The following is a 21,294-nucleotide window of genomic DNA, read 5'->3' on the forward strand; positions in this document are numbered from 1 at the left end:
GGGCAAGCCCGCTCACCACAGTTACAGTGTTCATCCTTAACTGACTGGCGTCAGGGCTCGCCCCCTCCCACAGTGGACAATGGGCGCCGATTCAAGCTGTCTGTTTTTCTACCCATTTGCCGTAGGCATCAATAAATGCCTGCAGGAACGGCCTGGTCTTTTCCGACACCTTGCCGGCGTCGTCGAACACGCTGCCCGCTCCGCCCAGGTAGGCTTCCGGCTGCTGCATGCATGGCACATCGAGGAACACCAGGGACTGACGCAGATGGTGGTTGGCGCCAAAACCGCCAACGGCGCCCGGCGATACGCTGATGATCGCCCCCGGCTTGCCGCTCCAGGCGCTTTGGCCATAAGGGCGGGAGCCGACGTCAATCGCATTCTTCAATGGCGCGGGTACGGAGCGGTTGTACTCCGGCGTCACAAACAACACCGCGTCGGATGAACGTACCTGCTGACGGAAAGTACTGTAGGCTGCGGGCGGTGATGCCCCGTCGATGTCCTCGTTGTAGAGCGGCAAATCGCCAATTTCCACAATGTTCAACTTCAGGTTGGCGGGGGCCATTTCGGCCAGTGCCAGGGCGACCTTGCGGTTGATCGAGTCTTTTCTCAGGCTGCCAACCAGGACGGCAATCGTGTAGACCTTGCTCATTGGGTTTCTCGACGTCTGACTAAGGGAGCTTGTAGTTATAAAGGCTTCGCAGTGCGTTCACCAGAAGGTTTTGATAATCCTCCAGACGTTTGGCCCGCGATTTGATGCGTAGGAACCGTCTGAAAATGTCAGCGAATAGTATTTTTTTTCAATAGGTAAACTCCCCCTCTTTATGACGGTCTACAGCACCGCGAATTGAGTGTTTATCTCCAGAGGTTCTAAACAGATGGCAGCAGTACTAGTCGGACAGTTTCATGCCAGAGACGCAGAAGGACGCGTGTATTCGGTGCATGAGTTCCAGGAATCCAACCCGGCGCAAGGCGACCTGGCTGGCTCGGCACCCACCACCACCTACAAGCTGGCCATTGGCGACCGGGTAGAAAAACTCGAAGGCGATGAGTTCAAACTGATTCAGTCGGGGACCATTATCGTCCGCGAATCGCAGACCACCCTCGCCTCATAAGCTTGATCGCCCAGGCGTACCTGCTCAGTCCCGGCCATTGACGGCATCGACTGGGCCGGGCGGTCACGGGCTGCGAATTTCCGTCACTTCAAGCCCCGACTCACCGTCCACTTGCTTGAGCGTCACCATCAACCGGCCCCGCTCGCCTTCCACCGCGTACATCACCCGCCTGTAGCCCGGCGAGTTGTACCCCGGATACGCCACCACCTGCTTGACCTGCGTCATGCCCAGCACCGTGCCGACCTGCGCGGCGACTTGCTCCTGGGCACGGATAAATGCCTCAAGCACGAGGTTTTCCGGAACTGATTCATCGTGATTGCTGATGAGGTAAGCAGCCACGCACCCTACGGTCACCAGGACCAGCAGTTGCTTGACCGTTACCCCGAGAACTGTCGAGGGCAGAGGCATATGAGACCAGACCTGTTTTTGTTGTATGTGCCGGTAATCGGCATTGGTCGTTGATGATCAGACTCGCCATTCTAGTGAGGTCCTGGCTGAACGCCAGCGACATACGCGACCCGCACTGTCTTTTTTGCGCACGACGGCATGCGCCATTGAATCCCCACTGCGCTGCACATAGACTCCGGCCATGCGTTTACGTCATATCGAAGTGATTCAGGCCATCCTGCAGACCGGACACCTCGGCACCGCCGCCGAATGGTTGCAACTTCCCGTGGGCGATGTAGACGCGGCCCTCAAGGAGGCCGAGCAGCAATTGGGCTTCATGCTGTTTGCCAGTGTGCGCGGGCGTTTGCAGGCGACACGGGAAACCCTGGAACTGCAGGCAGAAATGGCCCATGTGTACGAAGCCCTGGAACCGGTGCAACGCCTGGCCAGCCGCTTGAAACACCATCACGCCCCCACGTTGCGCGCCTTGTGCACGCCGCCCCTGGCCAATCAACTGCTGCCCCAGAGCATCGCGCTGCTGCGCCGGCGCTTCCAGGACACGCCGTGCAACCTGTCGAGCCAGCCAACCCGGGAAATCGTGCGCAGCCTGCTGCTGCACGAGGCCGAGGTGGGCCTGAGCCTGCATGACCCGGAACATCCGCAAATCCACAGCACGGTGCTGGTCCAAGGCAAATTGCAATTGCTGGCGCCCCACGGCTGGCTCAAGCCCAAGCAGAAGTACATTGCGCTGCAGGACCTGGCCGGGCAAGCGATGATCGGGCTCGAAGGACACGACCCGCTCAGCCGCCTGCTGGACGCCAAGCTGCAAGCATTGCGCCCGCTGCCGGTGGTGCAGACGCGGGTGCAGACCTACCAGATGATGCGCAGCATGGTGGAAGCCGGCGAAGGCCTGGCGATTGTCGACCCGTTCACCGCCTTTGGCGCACGCGAGGCGGGCCTGGATACATGCCCGGTGTCGCCGCCGATCCTGGTCAGCCTGTATGCGCTGACACTCAAGGATGGCGTGACCTCGCCTGCGCTGAATGCGTTACTGGAGATCGTCACGCAAAAGGCCCAGGGCCTGCTGGAAAGTTAACGCCGCTCGGCATCGGTCTTGAACAACCGATACCAGAAAATCGCCACTTCACGGGTTTGCGGGTCGATGCCGCGATAGCGCAGGTGGTCGATCCCGCCCATCACGTAGCCGCAACGCTCATACAGTCGGCAGGCGCCCAGGTTGTTGTTCTGGGTCTCCAGCATCATGCCCGGCAGGTTTTTCTTGCGGCTCCAGAACTGCGCCACATCCAGCAGCGCCTTGGCCACCCCGTGCCGACGGGCAGGCAAGGCCACCGCCAGTTCGTCAACGTGGGCAAAGCCGTTCCAATTGGTGCTGACCACGATATGCCCGACCGCACGATCATCCAGGTAGGCCATGAAGATCGCACTGTCCGGCGCATCGCGAAAACTGGCGAATTCTTCCGGGTCGATGCCATAGCACTTGCGATACGGCACGATGCGCTCCACGGGCCATTGATCGACCCGCCTGCCCATCTCCGGTACGCCATAGGCACTGACCTCAAAGCTGAAATCATTGCCCCACACGTAGGCGTCGAAGCCCTCGTCGGCGACCCGCACACTGAGCCCTGGATACTTCGGGTTCATTACAGCTTGCATAAACATCCTTAACCCTTGATGCAATCGACGGTGTAACAACGACCACTGCCGTCATCTTCGTGTTGTAGCCCGTGAACATCGGCAACAAAACCGGGGAAACTGCTATCGAACGTCCGGGCAAACGCCAGGTAGTCGATGATCGACCGGGTCGACTCGGTAAAGCGCTCGCCCGGCATGATCAACGGAATGCCCGGCGGATAAGGCACCAGCATCACGGCTGCGATGCGTCCTGGCAAGGCATCAATGGACACGGCCTCTACCTCTCCCCTTACCAATTGGTCGTAGGCGTCGGCGGGTTTCATCGCGATTTCCGGCAACACCGTGTACATGCGCTTGAGGTGCCTGGCGGTGGCGTTGCTGCGGTAACAGCCGTGCAATTGATCACACAGGTCGCGCAAACCCAGGCCCTGATAGCGAGCCGGGTCCTGGGCAAACACCGATGGCAAACAACTGGCGAGGCTGACATTCCCGTCGTAACTGCGCTTGAACTCCAGCAACTCGGTGAGCAAGGTACTCCATTTGCCCTTGGTGATGCCCATGGAAAACAACACGAGGAACGAATACAGCCCGGTCTTTTCCACCACCAGCCCACGCTCCCAGAGGAATTTGCTGACCACCGCGGCGGGAATCCCGCGCTCGCTCAAGGCGCCGCCGGCGGTGAGGCCGGGCATCACCAGGGTCACTTTGATCGGGTCCAGCAGCACGTAGTCTTCGGCCACGTCACCAAAGCCGTGCCAGTCATCCTGCGGCAGCAACAGCCAATCCGCGGTGGCGACGCGGTCGATGCCCGCCACCGACGGCGGCTGCCAGATGGAGAACCACCAGTCTTCGGCGGCAATGTGTTGGCGCAGGTTGGCCAGGGCGCGGCGAAAACTCAGGGCCTCGTCGAACATTTCCTGCAGCAGCGAGCGCCCGGCCGGACCTTCCATCATCGCCGAGGCGACGTCCAGGGAGGCGATGATGCTGTACTGCGGCGACGTGGAGATGTGCATCATGAAGGCTTCATTGAAACGGTCGCGGTCCAGTTGGCGCGCGCCGCCGTCCTGCACATGGATCATCGAGGCCTGGCTGAACGCCGCCAGCAGCTTGTGGGTGGAGTGGGTGGTGAACACCAGCGGGCTGTCCGGGGTACGGGAGGTGCCCATGCCGTAGCGCCCGGCAAAGAACTCGTGGAACGCCGCGTAGGCATACCAGGCTTCGTCGAAGTGCAGCACCTCGACACTGCTGCCCAATTGCTGCTTGATCAGCTCGGCGTTGTAGCACAGGCCGTCGTAGGTGGAGTTGGTGACCACGGCCAACTTCACCTTGGGGGGCCGGCCACGGGTCAAGGGGCTGGCGTCGATCTTGGCGCGGATCGATTCCGGGCTGAACTCGCTCAGGGGAATCGGACCGATGATGCCCAGTTCGTTGCGCTCCGGGCACAGGTACAGCGGGATGGCACCGGTCATGATGATCGAATGCAACACCGACTTGTGGCAGTTGCGGTCCACCAGCACCAGGTCATCGCGCCCGACCATGGAGTGCCAGACGATCTTGTTGGCGGTGGACGTGCCGTTGATCACGAAAAAGGTATGGTCGGCGCCGAAGTTGCGCGCGGCACGGGCTTCGGCTTCAGCCAGGGGCCCGGTGTGATCCAGCAGCGAGCCCAGTTCGGGCACCGAGACCGACAAGTCCGAACGCAGGGTGTTCTCCCCGAAGAACTGATGAAACGCCTGCCCCACCGGACTTTTGCGATAGGCCACGCCACCGCCATGGCCGGGGGTGTGCCAGGAATAGTTGGAGTCGGCGGTGTGTTGCACCAGCGCCTTGAAGAATGGCGGCAACAGGCCATCCAGGTAAGTGCGGGCAGCACGGGCCACCTGGCGGGCGAGAAACGGTACGGTGTCTTCGAACAGGTAGAGAATGCCGCGCAGCTGGTTGAGTTCGCTCATGGCATCGGCCGGGGCGTTTTCCAGGGTGACCTGCTCGCCCAGGGCAAAGATCGGCAGGTTCGGCGCCCGCAGGCGCGCCAGGCGGATCAGCTCGACCATGTTTTGCAGCAGGTGGGTATTCTCACCGGCGCCTTCGGCGGCGATCAGCATGCACGCCAGGCCGTGATGGGTCGACGCCACCAGCCGGCCTTCGGCGTAGTCCACGGCGGAAAAGATACTGAAGCCCTCTTGTTCCAACTCCCGGGCGATGCCGCGAACCCGGTCGCCGGCAACGGTGTCGGCCTTGATGTCGCGGTGCACGATAAGCACGGGGAACTTCAGGTCTTTGTACATGAGGGCGTGTAGTCCTGAGGGCTATGCACTCAAGGGTAGAAGCTCGGGGACGATGACGCGAATGAAGATTCTGAAAGCAACGGAGATCAACTGTGGGAGGGGGCTTGCTCCCGATGACGGTATGCCAGCTCATATTTGATTGGCTGATACACCGCTTCGGGGGCAAGCCCCCTCCCACATTTTGATCATACCTACGCAGGGCTATTGTTGTGTTAGCTGGGTCCACAACGCCGGCGCACCCGCCGACTTGGCGATAGCCTCCAACCGCTCCGCATGCTCGGCCAGATCCTGCTCGCTGGCGCGAATGATGGTGGTGGGCTTGCGATCGGCTGGCAGGCGGCGGATTTCCGAAGGGCGGTTGCCGGAGCCTTCCGCCGAGCCACTGCCGTCGGAGGCGTTGCCGGCCAGGGACAGGCTGGTCTGCCCGCCGGTCATGGTCAGGTAAACGTCGGCGAGAATCTCGGAGTCGAGCAAGGCGCCGTGGAGTTCACGGCCGGAGTTGTCGACGCCATAACGCTTGCACAAGGCATCGAGGCTGTTGCGCTGGCCCGGGTGACGCTCACGGGCCATCATCAGGGTGTCGAGGATCGAGCAGTGCTGGGAAATGTCCGCGCGATCCATCTGCCCCATCAGGGCAAATTCGTTATTGATGAAGCCGACGTCGAACGCCGCGTTATGGATGATCAACTGGGCGCCGTTGATGAACTCGAAGAACTCATCGGCCACTTCGGCGAAACGCGGCTTGCCCTTGAGGAACTCGTCGGTGATGCCGTGGACGCCGATGGCGCCTTCGTCACTGTCGCGGTCCGGTTGCAGGTAGACGTGAAAGTGACGACCGGTGAGGCGCCGACCCATGAGTTCGACACAGCCGATTTCAATGATCCGGTGGCCGTCGGTCACCGGCATGCCGGTGGTTTCGGTATCGAGTACAACAGATCGGATCGCCATCAGGGTTCAGCTCTCAACGGTGTGGTGTGCAGTGTGGTGTGAGTCAAGGAGCGCGATGTTAACACGTCGGCCAGCATCAGCTCTGCTTGTAGCCCCGCACTTCGTCCACACCTCTATTGGCAAGCTGGTCGGCGCGCTCGTTCCCCGGATGGCCGATGTGCCCACGCACCCATTTCCAGGTGATGTCATGGCGGTTGCATTGCTCATCGAGCAATTGCCACAGGTCGGCATTCTTGACCGGCTCCTTGGCCGCGGTCTTCCAGCCGCGCTTCTTCCAGTTGACCATCCACTCGTTGATACCTTTCATCACGTATTGCGAGTCGGTGACCAGCAGCACGTTGCAGCGGCGCTTGAGTTCTTCCAGGCCGCGAATGGCGCCCATCAGCTCCATGCGGTTGTTGGTGGTGTTGGCTTCGCCGCCCCACAACTCTTTCTCTACGCCCTTGCACACCAGCAAGGCGCCCCAGCCGCCGGGGCCGGGGTTGCCCTTGCAGGCGCCATCGGTGAAGAGTTCTACGCTATCGGTCATCGGTTACATCCATCAAGACGGGCAGGTCTGAAATCAAAAAAGTTCTACGGTTCGCTTTGCGTGCGGTTGACCTTGGCCATCGGCATCGGCACCAGTTTGCCCATGGGCTGGCGCAGCACCTGGCGCACCGGCCGCAGCCCGACCACGATCTTGCGCGCCACCAATAAATAGAAGCCGCCACCCGACAGTTGCCAGGCGCCCGCGCGACGTTCCCAACCGGCCAGGCGGCCTTGCCACTTGGCCGAGGCAAGCGGCGGACGATAGCACCCGAAGCGGCGTTTCTCCAGCGCGAAGCCCAGCAGGTTCAGCCAGTCCCCGACCCGTGATGGCGAGATGCAGCGCGCCTGGCGCAGGCCATCATGGGCGAACACATGGCGCAGGCCCCAGCTGCTCCAAGGGTTGATGCCGATAATCAGCAAATGGCCACCAGGGCGCACGCTGCTCGCCGCTTCACGCAGCAGACCGTGGGGTGACAGGCAGAAATCCAGGCCATGCTGCAACACCACCACATCGGCGGCGTGCTCGCTCAATGGCCAGGCCTGTTCTTCGCAGACAATCTCCACCCCCGGCAACGGCGCGCCCAGGCGCACATTGCGTTGCACCTGGGGCGCGGCAGGCGGGGTCTGGGCCGACGGACCGTAATGCACCAGGTAGCCGCCAAAGAAACGACCCAACTCGTCTTCGAGCATGCGCCGCTCTTCACCCAGCAAAAATTGCCCGATGGGCCCGGACAGCCATTCACGGGCTGCGCCGATCAGGGCCAGCCACTCAGGATCGGCCTGGGCGAACGCTTTATCAGTCATTGCATTCTCCAACTCGCCTAGACGTTCTAAGATGCACCAATGTGTTCAGCTTGGCGAATCGAAGAATGATACAGATCAGTGCCCTGCCCGCCTTCACCGACAACTACATCTGGTTGTTGCAGGACCCGCAGACCCAACGTTGTGCCGTGGTCGATCCCGGCGACGCCGCGCCGGTACTGGCCTGGCTCGAGCAAAACCCGACGTGGACCCTCAGCGACATCCTGATTACCCACCATCACCACGACCATGTCGGCGGTGTCGAGCAACTCAAGCGGGTGACCGACGCCAAGGTGTATGGTCCGGCCAACGAGACGATCCCGGCGCGGGACATCGCGCTGCAGGATAACGACCGCATCAACGTGCTGGGCTGGGACTTCGACGTCTATGCCGTGCCCGGCCACACCCTGGGCCATATCGCCTTCTACCACCAGGGCGTGCTGTTCTGTGGCGACACCCTGTTCGCCGCCGGTTGTGGCCGCCTGTTCGAAGGCACGCCGGAACAGATGCACACCTCCCTCGAGCGCCTGGCCGCCCTGCCCGCCGACACCCTGGTGTACTGCACCCACGAATACACACAAAGTAACCTCAAGTTTGCCCAGGCGGTGGAACCGCAGAATGCCGACATCTCCGAACGGGTGGAAAACGTCCGTCAACTGCGGGCCCGCGGCGAGATGACGCTGCCGTCCAACCTGGCCCTGGAAAAGCGCACCAACCCCTTCCTGCGTACCTCTGAAACATCCGTTAAACAAAAAGCGGACGAACGGAATGGCCGCGACAACCGCTCTGGGGCCGAGGTATTTGCTAGCTTGAGGGCGTGGAAAGATAAGTTCTAAAGGGACGCAATCTGATACGTAATTTCTGAATGGTTGACCGGAACCAAAGTGCTTTCTAGAATCGCCCGACATTTTTGCCCGGAACTTACTTCCAGCCAATGTCGTCATCTATTCGTAAATCCAACCATTCAGACGCATTGACCCGCCTGGCTCAAGCTGTGGCGGTGGCTGTGTCCGCCACGCTGGCGGGCTGCCAATCGACAAATTTCGCCGCACAATCCACCGTGCAACCCAAGCCCAACCTTGCCGCCAAGATCAAACAGAAACCCGTCATCTGGCTTTCAGAGAAACCTGCTCCAGAAGTGCCCCAGGATGTCTGGGAACGCATGCGCCGGGGCTTTCAATTGCAGGACAACGTGGGTGTCAACCCGCGCATCGAGCAACAGCGCCTGTGGTTCGCCAGCAACCCGTCCTTCCTGGAGAACGCCGGTGAACGCGGCAGCCTCTACATTCATTACATCGTCGAACGCCTTGAAGAACGCAACATGCCCCTGGAGCTGGCGCTGCTGCCGGTGATTGAAAGTGCCTACAACCCGATGGCGTATTCGCGCAGCGATGCCGTCGGCCTGTGGCAGTTCATCCCCTCCACCGGGCGCTACTTCAACCTGCGCCAGACCCGCGCCTACGACGGCCGCCGCGACATCACCGCCTCCACCACAGCCGCCCTGGACTACCTGACCCGTCTGCACGACATGTTCAACGGCGACTGGCTGCTGGCCCTGGCCGCCTATAACGCCGGCGAAGGCACGGTGAGCCGGGCCATCGAGCGCAACGAGAAGCTTGGCCTGCCCACCGACTACTGGAACCTGCCCCTGCCCCAGGAAACCAAGGACTATGTGCCCAAGTTCCTGGCGCTGTCCCAGGTGGTGCTGGCCCCCGAGGCCTATGGCGTCAACCTGAACCCGATTGCCAATACGCCGTACTTCGAAGTGGTCGAGGTCAAGCAAAGCATGGACCTGTCGCGGGTTGCCGCGCTGGCCGAGATCGACGAAGACGAACTGTTCCAGCTCAACCCGGCGCTCAAGCAACGCACCACCCTGGATGGCCCGCAACACCTGCTGGTGCCGAGCTCCAAGGCACAATTGCTCACCAGCACCCTTTCGACGATGAAGCCGGAAGAATTGCTGGCGATGCGCCCGAAAAAGCAGGTGTTCGACGAAGTCGAGACCGCCCGGGTGGCCGGCCGCACCCGCAGCTACAAGGTGCGCAGTGGCGACAACCTCACGCTGATCGCCAAGGCGAACAAGGTCGACGTGCATGACCTGCAGCGCTGGAACAAACTCAACGGCCAGGCCCTCAAGGTCGGCCAGACCCTGGTGATGCAGGACACCCGCAAGCTGGTGGCCAAGGCCGACAGCAAGAAGCCGGTGCAGTACAAGGTCAAGAAAGGCGACTCGCTGTACATCGTCGCCAAGCGCTTCAACGTCGAGATGCAACATCTCAAGCGTTGGAACCCCCGTACTGGCCAGGCGCTGAAGCCGGGGCAGATGCTTGTAGTGTCTGGGCCGCGCTAAGGTTTTAAGAACACTGCAGAACCAATGTGGGAGGGGGCTTGCCCCCGATAGCAGTTTATAAGCCACCAGATTCATTGGCTGATCCACCGATATCGGGGCAAGCCCCCTCCCACACTGAATCTCCAGTGTTCCCAACTGGCTTTTTCCATCCGGAACAAGCTGTTACTGTACCGATCATAAAGCCCAAGCCGCCTGGATCGGATCCCTGACTTGAAGCGTCCCCTCCTTCTACTAATAAGTCTGGCCTTGAGCTTTGGTGCGAACGCGACAATAACCGAGAGCCACGGTTACACGCAGTTCGGCACGCTCAAGTACCCGGCCAAATTCACCCACTTCGATTGGGTAAACCCTGCAGCGCCGAAAGGCGGGACCTTGCGGGTCATGGCATTTGGCACCTTCGATACCCTCAACCCCTACACGTTCAAGGGTTCAAGCCCGGTTTCCACCCCCAACTTCCTGCAATACGGCGTCAATGAGCTGAACGAGCCGTTGATGGTCGGCACTGGTCAGTACGCGCCTTCCGGCGACGAGCCCACCTCCAGCTACGGGCTGATTGCCCAGTCGGTGGAATACAGCGAGGACCGCAGTTGGGTGGTGTTCAACCTGCGTCCGCAGGCGCGCTTCCACGATGGCAAGCCGATCACGGCCTATGACGTGGCATTTTCCTATCGCACCCTGCTGACCGAAGGCCACCCCCAGTACCGCACCAACCTGCAGGAAGTGGCGCGGGTGGACATCCTCAACCCTCACCGCATCCGCTTTGTGTTCAAGCGTGCCGGCAACCCGTTGCTGATCCTGCGCCTGGGCGAATTGCCGGTATTGCCTCAGCACTATTGGAAAAACCGCGACTTCAAGGCGACCACCTTCGAGCCGCCCCTGGGCAGCGGGCCGTACCGTATCAGCAAGGTCACCCCTGGACGCCAGCTGGTGTTCGAACGGGTCAAGGATTACTGGGGCAAGGACTTGCCGGTCAACCAGGGTTTCTATAACTACGACAAGGTCGAGGTGGAGTTCTACCGCGACAGCGATGTGGCCTTCGAAGCGTTCAAGGCCGGCGAGTTCGACATTTATATCGAGCACCAGGCCAAGAACTGGGCCAATGGCTACAACTTCCCGGCGGTGAGCCGTGGCGAAGTGATCAAGGCGCAGATCGCCCACCAGATCCCGACCCAAAGCCAGGGCCTGTTCATGAACACCCGGCGCCCGACCTTCAGCCAGACCAAGGTGCGCGAAGCCCTGGGGTTGATGTTCGACTTCGAGTGGACCAACCGCACCCTGTTCAGCAGCGCCTACAAACGCACGCTCAGCTATTACCCCAACAGCGAATTCGCCGCTACCGGGGTGCCAACCGGCCATGAATGGCTGATGCTCTCCCCCTACCGCGACCAGCTGCCGCCCAACCTGTTTACCCAAGCCTTCAGCCTGCCCCAGACCGACGGGCGCGGCATCCCCCGCGAAACCCTGCGCCGCGCCCTGGCGCTGCTGGGCGAAGCCGGCTGGAAGCTGTCGGGCCAACGCCTGCTCAACAAGGACGGGCAACCGCTGCGCTTCGAGATCCTGCTGGTCAACCCGAACCTGGAGCGCATCCTGCAGCCCTATGTCGAGAACCTGATCAGCATCGGCATCGACGCACGCCTGCGCACCGTCGACCGCGCCCAGTACAAGCAACGCCTGGATCAATTCGATTTCGACATGATCCTGATCACCCTCAACCAGACCTTGAGCCCCGGCCTCGAACAGTGGCAGTACTTCCACTCCAGCCAGGCCGCGATCAAGGGCAGCAAGAACTATGCGGGCATCGCCAACCCCGTTGTCGATCACCTGCTGGAACAACTGCTGGCGGCGCAGACCCGCGAAGAACAACTGGCCGCCGGCCGCGCCCTGGACCGGGTGCTGCTGTGGCAGCACTACAGCATTCCCAACTGGTACCTCAACTATCATCGCCTGGCGTACCGCAACCGGTTCGCCTTTGTCACCACGCCGCCCTACAGCCTGGGCCTGAGCGCGTGGTGGCTGAAAGCTTCGGAGAAAGCCCAATGATGTATTTGCGCAATGTACTGCTCGGCAGCCTGTTGCTGTGCACCACGGCCCACGCCGCGCCGCAACACGCACTGACGCTGTACAACGAGCCGCCGAAATACCCCGCCGACTTCAAGCACTTCGACTACGTCAACCCGAATGCGCCCAAGGGCGGCACCTTCCGCGAGTCGAGCATGGGCGGCTTCGACAGCCTTAACCCGTTTATCAGCAAGGGCGTGCCGGCCGACAACATCAGCCTGATCTACGACACCCTGGCCATGCAGAGCCTGGACGAACCCATCACCGAATACGGCCTGGTCGCCGGCAAGATCGAAAAAGCCCCGGACAACAGCTGGGTGCGTTTCTACCTGCGGCCCGAAGCGCGCTTCCACGACGGCCACCCGATCCACGCCGAAGACGTGGTGTTCACCTTCCAGGAACTGATGAAGGAAGGCTCGCCGATCTACCGCACCTACTACGCCGATGTCGATGAAGTGGTCGCCGAAGACCCATTGCGGGTGCTGTTCAAGTTCAAGCGCACCAACAACCGCGAACTGCCGCTGATCCTTGGGCAACTGCCGGTACTGCCCAAGCATTGGTGGGCCACGCGGGACTTTGCCAAGGGCAACCTGGAGGTGCCCCTGGGCAGCGGGCCGTACAAGGTGGCCGAGGTCAAGGCCGGGCGCATGATCCGCTACGAGCGGGTCAAGGACTACTGGGCCAAGGACCTGCCGATCACCAAGGGTTTCTACAATTTCGACAACCGCATCACCGACTACTACCGCGACAGTACCGTGTCCCTGGAAGCGTTGAAGGCCGGGCAGTTCGACTACTGGCTGGAATTCAGCGCCAAGAACTGGGCCAACGCCTACAACATTCCGGCCGTGACCGAGGGCCGGCTGATCAAGGAAGAAATCCCCAACGGCAATCCTACCGGCATGCAAGGTTTTGTGTTCAATACGCGCAAGCCGATGTTCCAGGATGTGCGCGTGCGCAAGGCCATCAGCCTGTTGCTGGACTTCGAGTGGAGCAACAAACAGCTGTTCAACGGCGCCTACACCCGCACCCGCAGCTACTTCGAAAACTCCGAAATGGCCGCCACCGGCCTGCCCGGCCCGGATGAGCTGAAGATCCTCGAGCCCCTGCGCGACAAGATCCCCGCCGAAGTCTTCACCCAGGCCTTCGAGCCGGCCAAAACCGACGGCAGCGGCATGATCCGCACCCAGCAACGCGAGGCCTACCAACTGCTGCAGGAGGCCGGCTGGCGCATCGTCGACGACAAGATGGTCGACACCACGGGCAAACCGGTGACCATCGAGTTCCTGCTGGCCCAGACCGAGTTCGAGCGCATCCTGCTGCCGTTCAAGCGCAACCTGGCGGACCTGGGCATCGACCTGGTGATCCGCCGGGTGGACGTTTCGCAGTTCGTCAACCGTGTTCGCTCGCGGGACTTCGACATGATGGTGGGCAGCTTCCCGCAATCCACCTCGCCGGGTAACGAACAACGGGAATTCTGGAAGTCCTCCAGTGCCGACAAACCCGGCAGCCGCAACTACATGGGCCTCAAGGACCCGGCGGTCGACCAGTTGGTGGAAGAACTGATCGACGCCGACTCGCGCAACAGCCTGATCGCCCATGCCAAGGCCCTGGACCGTGTGCTGCAGTTCGGTTACTACGTGATCCCCAATTGGCACATCAAGACCTTCCGCGTGGCGTATTGGGACCACCTCGGCCATCCGAAAACCCCGCCACGCTATGACGTGGGCACCGCCACCTGGTGGGCAAAACCCAACGTAAAACCTGCCGTCACCCTGGAAACGGCTACCGACACGAGCGCCGATGCGGCGAGCGGAGGCGATTAAATGCTGGCCTATATTGTTCGCCGCCTGTTGCTGATCATCCCGACGTTGTTCGGGATCCTGCTGATCAACTTCATTATTATCCAGGCCGCCCCCGGGGGGCCGGTGGAACAGATGATCGCCAAGCTCGAAGGCTTTGAAGGCGCCACCAGCCGCATTGCCGGCGGCGGTGCCGAAGTCTCGGTGGCCGGTTCCAGCAGCTACCGTGGCGCCCAGGGCCTGGACCCGGCGCTGATCAAGGAAATCGAAAAGATGTACGGCTTCGACAAGTCGGCGCCGGAACGCTTGTGGATCATGGTCAAGAACTACGCCCGGCTGGATTTCGGCGACAGCTTCTTCCGTGACGCCAAGGTCATCGACCTGATCAAGGAAAAGATGCCGGTATCGATCTCCCTGGGGTTATGGAGCACGCTGATCATGTACCTGGTGTCGATCCCCCTGGGGATCGCCAAGGCCACGCGACACGGCAGCCACTTCGATGTGTGGACCAGCTCGGCAATCATCGTCGGTTATGCGATCCCGGCGTTCCTGTTTGCGATCCTGCTGATCGTGGTGTTTGCCGGCGGCAGCTATTTCGACTGGTTCCCCTTGCGCGGGCTGACGTCCAACAACTTCGATGAGTTGAGCTGGGGCGGCAAGGTGCTCGACTATTTCTGGCACCTGGCGCTGCCGATCACCGCGCTGGTGATCGGCAACTTCGCGACCATGACCCTGCTGACCAAGAACAGCTTTCTCGACGAGATCAACAAGCAATACGTGATCACCGCCAAGGCCAAGGGCCTGACCAACCACCGCGTGCTCTACGGCCATGTGTTCCGTAACGCGATGCTGCTGGTGATCGCCGGCTTCCCGTCGGCGTTCATCGGGATTTTCTTCACCGGCTCGTTGCTGGTGGAAGTGATCTTCTCCCTCGACGGCCTGGGCCTGATGAGCTTTGAAGCGGCGATCAACCGCGACTATCCGGTGGTGTTCGGCACGCTGTTTATCTTCACCCTGCTGGGGCTGGTGGTGAAACTGATCGGCGACCTCACCTACACCCTGGTCGATCCGCGTATCGACTTCGCCAGCCGGGAGCATTGAGATGAATCTATCCCCCCTCAATCGCCGCCGGTTCGAGCGGTTCAAGGCCAACAAGCGTGGCTGGTGGTCGCTGTGGCTGTTCCTGATCCTGTTCGGGCTGAGCCTGGGCGCCGAGCTGATCGCCAACGATAAGCCCCTGGCGGTGCACTACGACGGCGACTGGTATTTCCCGGCGCTCAAGCGCTACCCGGAAACCACCTTCGGCGGCGAATTCCCCCTGGAAGCCAACTACAAGAGCCCGTATATCCAGGAACTGCTCAAGGCCAAGGACGCCTGGACCCTGTGGGCGCCGATCCCGTTCAGCTACCAGAGCATCAACTACGACCTGAAGGTACCTGCCCCGGCGCCGCCTTCGCGCGTCAACCTGCTGGGTACCGATGACCAGGGCCGCGATGTGCTCGCGCGGGTGATCTATGGCTTCCGTGTGTCGGTGCTGTTTGCCCTGACGTTGACGGTGCTCAGTTCGATCATCGGCGTGATCGCCGGCGCCTTGCAGGGCTTCTATGGCGGCTGGGTCGACCTGGCCGGGCAGCGTTTCCTGGAAATCTGGTCCGGTTTGCCGGTGCTCTACCTGCTGATCATCCTCGCCAGCTTCGTGCAGCCGAACTTCTGGTGGCTGCTGGGGATCATGCTGCTGTTTTCCTGGATGAGCCTGGTGGACGTGGTGCGCGCCGAGTTCCTGCGCGGGCGTAACCTCGAATACGTGCGTGCGGCGCGGGCACTGGGGATGCAGAACGGCGCGATCATGTTCCGCCATATCCTGCCCAATGCCATGGTCTCGACCATGACCTTCATGCCATTTATCCTCACTGGCGCCATCGGCACCCTGACCGCCCTGGACTTCCTCGGCTTTGGCCTCCCGGCCGGTTCGCCGTCCCTGGGCGAACTGGTGGCCCAGGGCAAATCCAACCTGCAGGCACCGTGGCTGGGCATGAGCGCGTTTGCCGTGCTGGCGATCATGTTGAGTTTGCTGGTGTTTATCGGCGAGTCCGCTCGCGATGCCTTCGACCCGAGGAAATGAGATGAATCAGGACAATCTGATCGAAATCCGCGACCTCTCCGTCGAGTTCGTCACGGGCGCGCATCACCACCGTGTGGTCAACAACGTCAGCTTCGATATCAAGCGCGGCGAAACCCTGGCCCTGGTTGGCGAAAGCGGCTCAGGCAAATCGGTGACCGCCCACTCGATCCTGCGCCTGCTGCCCTACCCGCTGGCCCGGCATCCGTCCGGCACCATCACCTATTCCGGCCAGGACCTGCTGACCCTGAAGGAAAAGACCCTGCGGCATATTCGCGGCAACCGCATCGCGATGATCTTCCAGGAGCCGATGACGTCGTTGAATCCGCTGCACTGCATCGAGAAGCAGATCAACGAAGTGCTCGGCCTGCACAAGGGCCTGACCGGCAAGGTCGCGACCCGGCGCACCCTGGAACTGCTGGAACTGGTGGGTATCCCCGAGCCGCACAAACGGCTCAAGGCCCTGCCCCATGAACTGTCGGGCGGCCAGCGCCAGCGGGTGATGATCGCCATGGCCCTGGCCAATGAGCCGGAGTTGTTGATCGCGGATGAACCGACCACGGCCCTCGACGTCACCGTGCAGTTGAAGATCCTGGAGTTGCTCAAGGAATTGCAGGCGCGTTTGGGCATGGCCTTGCTGTTGATCAGCCATGACTTGAACCTGGTGCGGCGCATTGCTCACCGCGTCTGCGTGATGCAGCAAGGCTGCATCGTCGAGCAGGCCGAGTGCGAGACGCTGTTCCAGTCGCCCCGACACCCTTACACCCAGGAACTGCTGGCGGCCGAGCCCAGCGGTGGCCCGGCCAGCAACGACGTCGGCCCGCCGTTGCTGGAAGTCGATGACCTGAAAGTATGGTTCCCGATCAAGAAGGGCTTCTTGCGCAACACCGTCGATTACGTCAAGGCGGTGGACGGGATCAACTTCAGCCTGCCCCAGGGCCAGACCCTGGGCATCGTCGGCGAAAGCGGCTCGGGCAAATCCACCCTGGGCCTGGCGATCCTGCGCTTGATTGCCAGCAAGGGCGGGATTCGTTTCGAAGGCCAGCAGCTGGACACACTGACCCAGCAACAGGTACGCCCGTTGCGCCGGGAAATGCAGGTGGTGTTCCAGGACCCGTTCGGCAGCCTGAGCCCTCGCATGTGCGTCAGCGAGATCGTCGGCGAAGGCCTGCGCATCCACAGGATGGGCACGCCGGCCGAGCAGGAAGCGGCGATTATCGCGGCGCTCAAGGAGGTGGGCCTGGACCCTGAGTCCCGTCATCGCTACCCCCATGAGTTCTCCGGCGGCCAACGCCAACGCATCGCCATCGCCCGCGCACTGGTGCTCAAGCCGCGCCTGATCCTGCTGGACGAACCGACCTCGGCGCTGGATCGCACCGTGCAACGGCAAGTGGTGGAATTGCTGCGCAGCCTGCAGGCCAAGTACAACCTGACCTACCTGTTTATCAGCCATGACCTGGCGGTGGTGAAGGCGCTGAGTCACCAACTGATGGTGGTCAAGCAGGGGCAGGTGGTGGAGCAAGGCGATGCGCGAGCGATTTTCGCTGATCCGCAGCATGGGTATACGCGTCAACTGCTGGAAGCGGCCTTTCTGGTGCCCTGCCCGGAGCGCCTCTGAGCGATGAACACGCCCACCTCCTGCGTGGGCGTGCCTCGCCATTGGATCACCGTGGCCGCCTACTCGACCTACAGCAACTCGGGATGACGCAGGCTATCAAGCTCAGGTAAAAACCCCCGACCATGAAGTTCCGCTCAAGAGCGTTTTCTTGGGCAACCTTGAAACGGAACTTCATTCATGTACGAATTTGCCCCGCTGATTGCCGCTGCGGCGACCGAGCCACTGCCTGCCAGCCCCGTCTTGTTTGCCACCCAGGATGATCTGAAGCTGATCAACAGCCTGGTTGCACTGCTGTCCCCCGCCGTACCGCACAATTGGACGCTGCTGGGGCCTCCCGCGTTGATCGCGGTCGACCGCAACTCCAGGCTTGGCCAATGGATGGTGCTGTTCGGCAAGGCTATCAACCAGAGCGTGTTCCTGGCATGGGCCGACGCGCAGCACCTGGAGTATCGAAGCATCAAGGTCATGGGAAGCTCCCTGCACGCCAATGTCATTCACGAGGACCAAATGACACCCAGGGCCTTTCATCTTCATGACGACCCAGGCTGGCTGGAAGTGTCCGCGCCGATCCTGGGCATCTCCGAGATCATTGATCCCAACCAGCTGGGCGTGCCCTATATCGACTTGCCAAACGGGCACAGTACGTTTGAATTGCCACTCGAGTTGACGCTGGCGTTCTACGGCTACACGTTGCCCAAAAACCAGATCCAGGCGCGGATGATTGTCGATGAGCTGCAGGCCTACCATGCCTTTCCAACGATGGGTGACAATGGCCGCGCGCAGTCGGCGACACGCCATGAAATGCACGCCCAGCACCTGGATTTGCTGCAACTGGCCGATAACCTCGAGCAATGCATGGCCAGCGCGGCAGCCACGGATGAACCCCATGACAGCTACCTCGCTTACCGCCAGCGCCTCACGCTGAGGTCTGACTCTTTCGTAGCTCACACCTTGAAAGAAGCCGCGCAATTACTGCAGAGCGTGATCAATTCGATCGAGTTCACGCAGACGTTCCCGACTGCGCTGGGTCCCGATGAATACTTTATTTATTCCGGCGAGGATCATTCCCTGCGGGCCTCATCCGCGCAGATCCAGGGGACCAGTATCAGCCTGCGTACGCACCTGGGCGGTGCGCCAGTGGCGGGTCGGCTGATTCGCCTGGCGCAATATGCGTCGTTGCTGGGAGAACAGGTGGCCTCCAATAACAGCCTGAGCCTGGCGCAGCTCATGCACTTCTACGCCATCGAGGTCCCCCTCCAGGCCAGCGAGGTGCACGCCCTGATCGCGCGCCTGCGCCAGTCATCCGTGCCTGGGCAGCCGTACTGCAGTGAAGCGGCCCAGGATGCGCAATGGCTCAAGCGCAAACAAAACAGCCTGAGCGCCCTGAATAACTTCAATCGGCTGCAGACAGAGCTGGAGCGAGTCAGCGCTGGCAAACAACCCGATGAAAAGGTTGAGCTCGACGATACGGTCGAGCTGGACACTGACTCGATGTTCTACCAGTTGCTGGAGGAGAGCGCCGAAAAACTGCTGATGATGATCAAGCACAGATCATTTGTCGCCATTTGCGTGAAACGCGGTATCGACGACGAAAAGGCGCTGGTACTGCTGACTGAAGAGGGGTACGTGGGCGCGGACGACAGGGACGGCAGGCGCAGAAACCTCACGGACGATATCGTCTCCAGTCCAGCGCTCAAGCGCTGTCTCACGCCCTTGCAGGAGCTGGCCAAACAATTGGGTGGCGAGCTGCGCAGTGATATGAAGGCCACCCTCAAGCAGTTGATGAAGTTCCTGCGCATGCCCGAAGTGAAGACAGCGGAGCAGGCCCGGCAGGCGGCGCACTACCTGAGGGCCGTCAGGGCTGCGACACCACGGCTGGGCAACTACTGGCAGGGCCTGGGCCAGCCGCAGCCGTCATTGCTGACCTTATCCAGCACACAACGCCGACAGGTATACGAAGCGCAGCAGGCATTTGCACAGGCGCAGGGAGCGCCCCTGTTCAAGTGGCTCGGCGAACCTTGTTGGGCGGGCAAGAGTGCCCCCAGGATCCGTGCCGAAGCGGACATGCTGCTGAACCAGATGGTGCAGAGCCCGCGCAGCCAGCTATTGGTCGAGCGCCTGGACACCCTCGTCATCTGGTCCGATGCAGCACTGCATGGCACAACGCCGCAACAGCGCCGGCAGACGCTGCTGCTCAGCGCGCTGATCCTGAGCCTGGACGAACAGGCCGGCACACAACGCAACCTGGTCGGCGGGCTGGCCATCGACACCGATTACTACTGGGGTGACAACTGCGCACTGGTGCGCAGCAATCTGGAAGCCCTCCTGCGCCAGACCCTTCTGGAGGGTGCACCATTGGCCGCGCATTTGCTGCTCAGTGGCAGCGCGCCACAATTGCTCGTGCGCAACATCCCCGAAACCTTGCCTTACCTGTGTAACCAGAACTGGGTCGTGTTCAAGCAGTTCGTCGATTTCATCGAGCTGAAAACCCCTGGCGCCAGCCGGTACATGACACTTGAGAACATCATGACCCTGGTCCATAACCCTGCCACGACGCTCAACCGGGAATTCTGGGCGCTGCCTCCTACGGTCGATCCCGTCCTCGACTGGGCGCGTGCCAATGGCGTGGTGGATGCGACGGACACGGACCTGCCCTTTAAAGGCGAGCTCGCCGTGCGCACCTATGAGAAACAGAAGCGCACACTCAACGATGCCTTCGGATCGCTGCACACCCCCTATCCGGATCAGAAGGAGGCGGCATTGAGGTACCTGCGTGAGGTCTATCCGGATAACGCTCACCTGGACAAAACCGTGTTCATGCCGGCGCCCTTCCTTCCGCCCGGTATTCGCTATCCGCAAGTCAGCACCCAGGATATTTCCTTTTCCCTGGCCGAACTGTATCTGGCCGGTGAGTTAAAGCACATGGAACGCTGGAGGGCGATTCAGCCACAGGTACGTGTCAACAGGTTTTCGCCGCCCTTGAGAACGCTCAAGGACCACAACGCTGATGAAAACTTCCACGCCGCGCTCGAATCCATCCGTGAGAGTTATATCGTGTACATTGCCTACCTGCTGGCCTGCCTGCCGCTGCCCAGGCGTGTCAGCCTGGAGCAGGGAAACATCGCACTGTACCTGCTGCGCAAACCGTCCCCCGCTGCCCGGGACACGATGATCACCGCACATTTTGGATGCCTGTTGCGTGTTCGCTACCAGCGGGATCGCTACCTGCTGCAACTGCTGCCCAGGCAGATGCTGGTCACGCAGCTGGCCAACCCGCCATCCGGCTTGCTGAATGACCCGGTCGCCCCAGGCCCTGTTCAGTTGCAGATCGATTGGAGTGCTTATCTCACCGGTTCCGAACCCGTGGCGGGCGCCAGTTCGCAGGTCCTGCTCCATCCCCTGGACACCACCCTCATAACGGATACCCAGGGTGACCCCGCCCCCATACCGAAGTCCTGGCAATCGGCACGACTCGAAGCGATTGCCAGGATGGTCGTTGACCAGTGCCTGCTCAGTAACCACCGGGATCTGAGTGAGTCCACGCAGAACCTCAACAATGTGGAAAAGGTCCTGCTGATCAACAAACGCCGAAACGAGCGTTTGCACAATCTGAAACCCTATTAAGTCATCGGCTAC

17 protein-coding genes are annotated in these 21,294 nt (G+C 61.2%); 10 read left to right on the top strand and 7 right to left on the bottom strand.

Translation table 11 applies throughout. The features are described 5' to 3' along the window. Positions 1 to 91 precede the first annotated feature (91 nt). Positions 92 to 649, bottom strand: coding sequence for an NADPH-dependent FMN reductase (locus FX984_RS31195; protein ID WP_027606488.1), 558 nt, complete (start codon positions 647 to 649; stop codon positions 92 to 94). A gap of 226 nt (positions 650 to 875) precedes the next feature. On the opposite strand from FX984_RS31195, the gene FX984_RS31200 reads away from it, so the two are divergent. Next, positions 876 to 1,112: a hypothetical protein gene (locus FX984_RS31200; RefSeq protein ID WP_027606489.1), complete on the top strand. Its 237-nt coding sequence runs from the start codon at positions 876 to 878 to the stop codon at positions 1,110 to 1,112. 63 nt (positions 1,113 to 1,175) lie between these two features. On the opposite strand, the gene FX984_RS31205 is transcribed toward FX984_RS31200, so the two are convergent. Further along, entirely contained in the window at positions 1,176 to 1,520 is a 345-nt protein-coding gene (locus FX984_RS31205) for a hypothetical protein (RefSeq protein WP_027606490.1), read from the bottom strand. A 181-nt stretch (positions 1,521 to 1,701) separates the two neighbouring features. On the opposite strand from FX984_RS31205, the gene FX984_RS31210 reads away from it, so the two are divergent. Then, positions 1,702 to 2,595: a LysR substrate-binding domain-containing protein gene (locus tag FX984_RS31210; protein ID WP_092357799.1), complete on the top strand. Its 894-nt coding sequence runs from the start codon at positions 1,702 to 1,704 to the stop codon at positions 2,593 to 2,595. On the opposite strand, the gene FX984_RS31215 is transcribed toward FX984_RS31210, so the two are convergent. The 5 genes from FX984_RS31215 to FX984_RS31235 form a co-directional block, all read right to left on the bottom strand. Beyond that, entirely contained in the window at positions 2,592 to 3,161 is a 570-nt protein-coding gene (locus FX984_RS31215; RefSeq protein WP_027606492.1) for a GNAT family N-acetyltransferase, read from the bottom strand. The two genes, FX984_RS31210 and FX984_RS31215, sit on opposite strands and share 4 nt — an antisense overlap. Before the next feature lie 20 nt (positions 3,162 to 3,181). After that, complete coding sequence (locus FX984_RS31220) at positions 3,182 to 5,437, bottom strand: Orn/Lys/Arg family decarboxylase (RefSeq protein ID WP_092357797.1); 2,256 nt, start codon at positions 5,435 to 5,437, stop codon at positions 3,182 to 3,184. Between the two features lie 201 nt (positions 5,438 to 5,638). Continuing rightward, on the bottom strand, positions 5,639 to 6,379 hold the full coding sequence (gene dnaQ, locus FX984_RS31225; protein WP_166655325.1) for a DNA polymerase III subunit epsilon: 741 nt from the start codon (positions 6,377 to 6,379) through the stop codon (positions 5,639 to 5,641). A gap of 82 nt (positions 6,380 to 6,461) precedes the next feature. Then, complete coding sequence (gene rnhA, locus FX984_RS31230) at positions 6,462 to 6,914, bottom strand: ribonuclease HI (RefSeq protein ID WP_003173571.1); 453 nt, start codon at positions 6,912 to 6,914, stop codon at positions 6,462 to 6,464. Positions 6,915 to 6,958: 44 nt separating this feature from the next. After that, entirely contained in the window at positions 6,959 to 7,717 is a 759-nt protein-coding gene (locus FX984_RS31235; RefSeq protein ID WP_092357793.1) for a class I SAM-dependent methyltransferase, read from the bottom strand. A gap of 65 nt (positions 7,718 to 7,782) precedes the next feature. Between FX984_RS31235 and gloB the strand changes: the two genes are divergently transcribed. The 8 genes from gloB to FX984_RS31275 all read left to right on the top strand — a co-directional run bounded on the left by gloB (position 7,783) and on the right by FX984_RS31275 (position 21,282). Further along, a complete protein-coding gene (gene gloB, locus FX984_RS31240; protein ID WP_065941202.1) occupies positions 7,783 to 8,550 on the top strand; it encodes a hydroxyacylglutathione hydrolase in 768 nt (255 codons plus the stop codon). Positions 8,551 to 8,648: 98 nt separating this feature from the next. Further along, the gene (locus FX984_RS31245; RefSeq protein WP_092357791.1) at positions 8,649 to 10,064 is read left to right on the top strand and encodes a lytic transglycosylase domain-containing protein; all 1,416 of its coding nucleotides are present in this window, start codon (positions 8,649 to 8,651) and stop codon (positions 10,062 to 10,064) included. A 210-nt stretch (positions 10,065 to 10,274) separates the two neighbouring features. Next, positions 10,275 to 12,104 carry an extracellular solute-binding protein gene (locus tag FX984_RS31250; RefSeq protein ID WP_146477896.1) on the top strand — a complete coding sequence of 610 codons (1,830 nt, stop codon included), beginning with the start codon at positions 10,275 to 10,277 and terminating at the stop codon, positions 12,102 to 12,104. Then, positions 12,101 to 13,945, top strand: a complete 1,845-nt coding sequence (locus tag FX984_RS31255; protein ID WP_027606499.1) for an extracellular solute-binding protein — start codon at positions 12,101 to 12,103, stop codon at positions 13,943 to 13,945. Before FX984_RS31250 ends, FX984_RS31255 begins: the two co-directional genes overlap by 4 nt. Then, a complete protein-coding gene (locus tag FX984_RS31260) occupies positions 13,946 to 15,022 on the top strand; it encodes a microcin C ABC transporter permease YejB (RefSeq protein WP_027606500.1) in 1,077 nt (358 codons plus the stop codon). Position 15,023: 1 nt separating this feature from the next. Further along, complete coding sequence (locus FX984_RS31265; RefSeq protein WP_027606501.1) at positions 15,024 to 16,043, top strand: ABC transporter permease; 1,020 nt, start codon at positions 15,024 to 15,026, stop codon at positions 16,041 to 16,043. 1 nt (position 16,044) lies between these two features. Then, positions 16,045 to 17,658, top strand: a complete 1,614-nt coding sequence (locus FX984_RS31270; RefSeq protein ID WP_027606502.1) for an ABC transporter ATP-binding protein — start codon at positions 16,045 to 16,047, stop codon at positions 17,656 to 17,658. A gap of 177 nt (positions 17,659 to 17,835) precedes the next feature. Next, a complete protein-coding gene (locus FX984_RS31275) occupies positions 17,836 to 21,282 on the top strand; it encodes a hypothetical protein (protein WP_146477894.1) in 3,447 nt (1,148 codons plus the stop codon). Positions 21,283 to 21,294 lie beyond the last annotated feature (12 nt).

Source organism: Pseudomonas marginalis (assembly GCF_008692035.1).
GTDB lineage: Bacteria > Pseudomonadota > Gammaproteobacteria > Pseudomonadales > Pseudomonadaceae > Aquipseudomonas > Aquipseudomonas marginalis.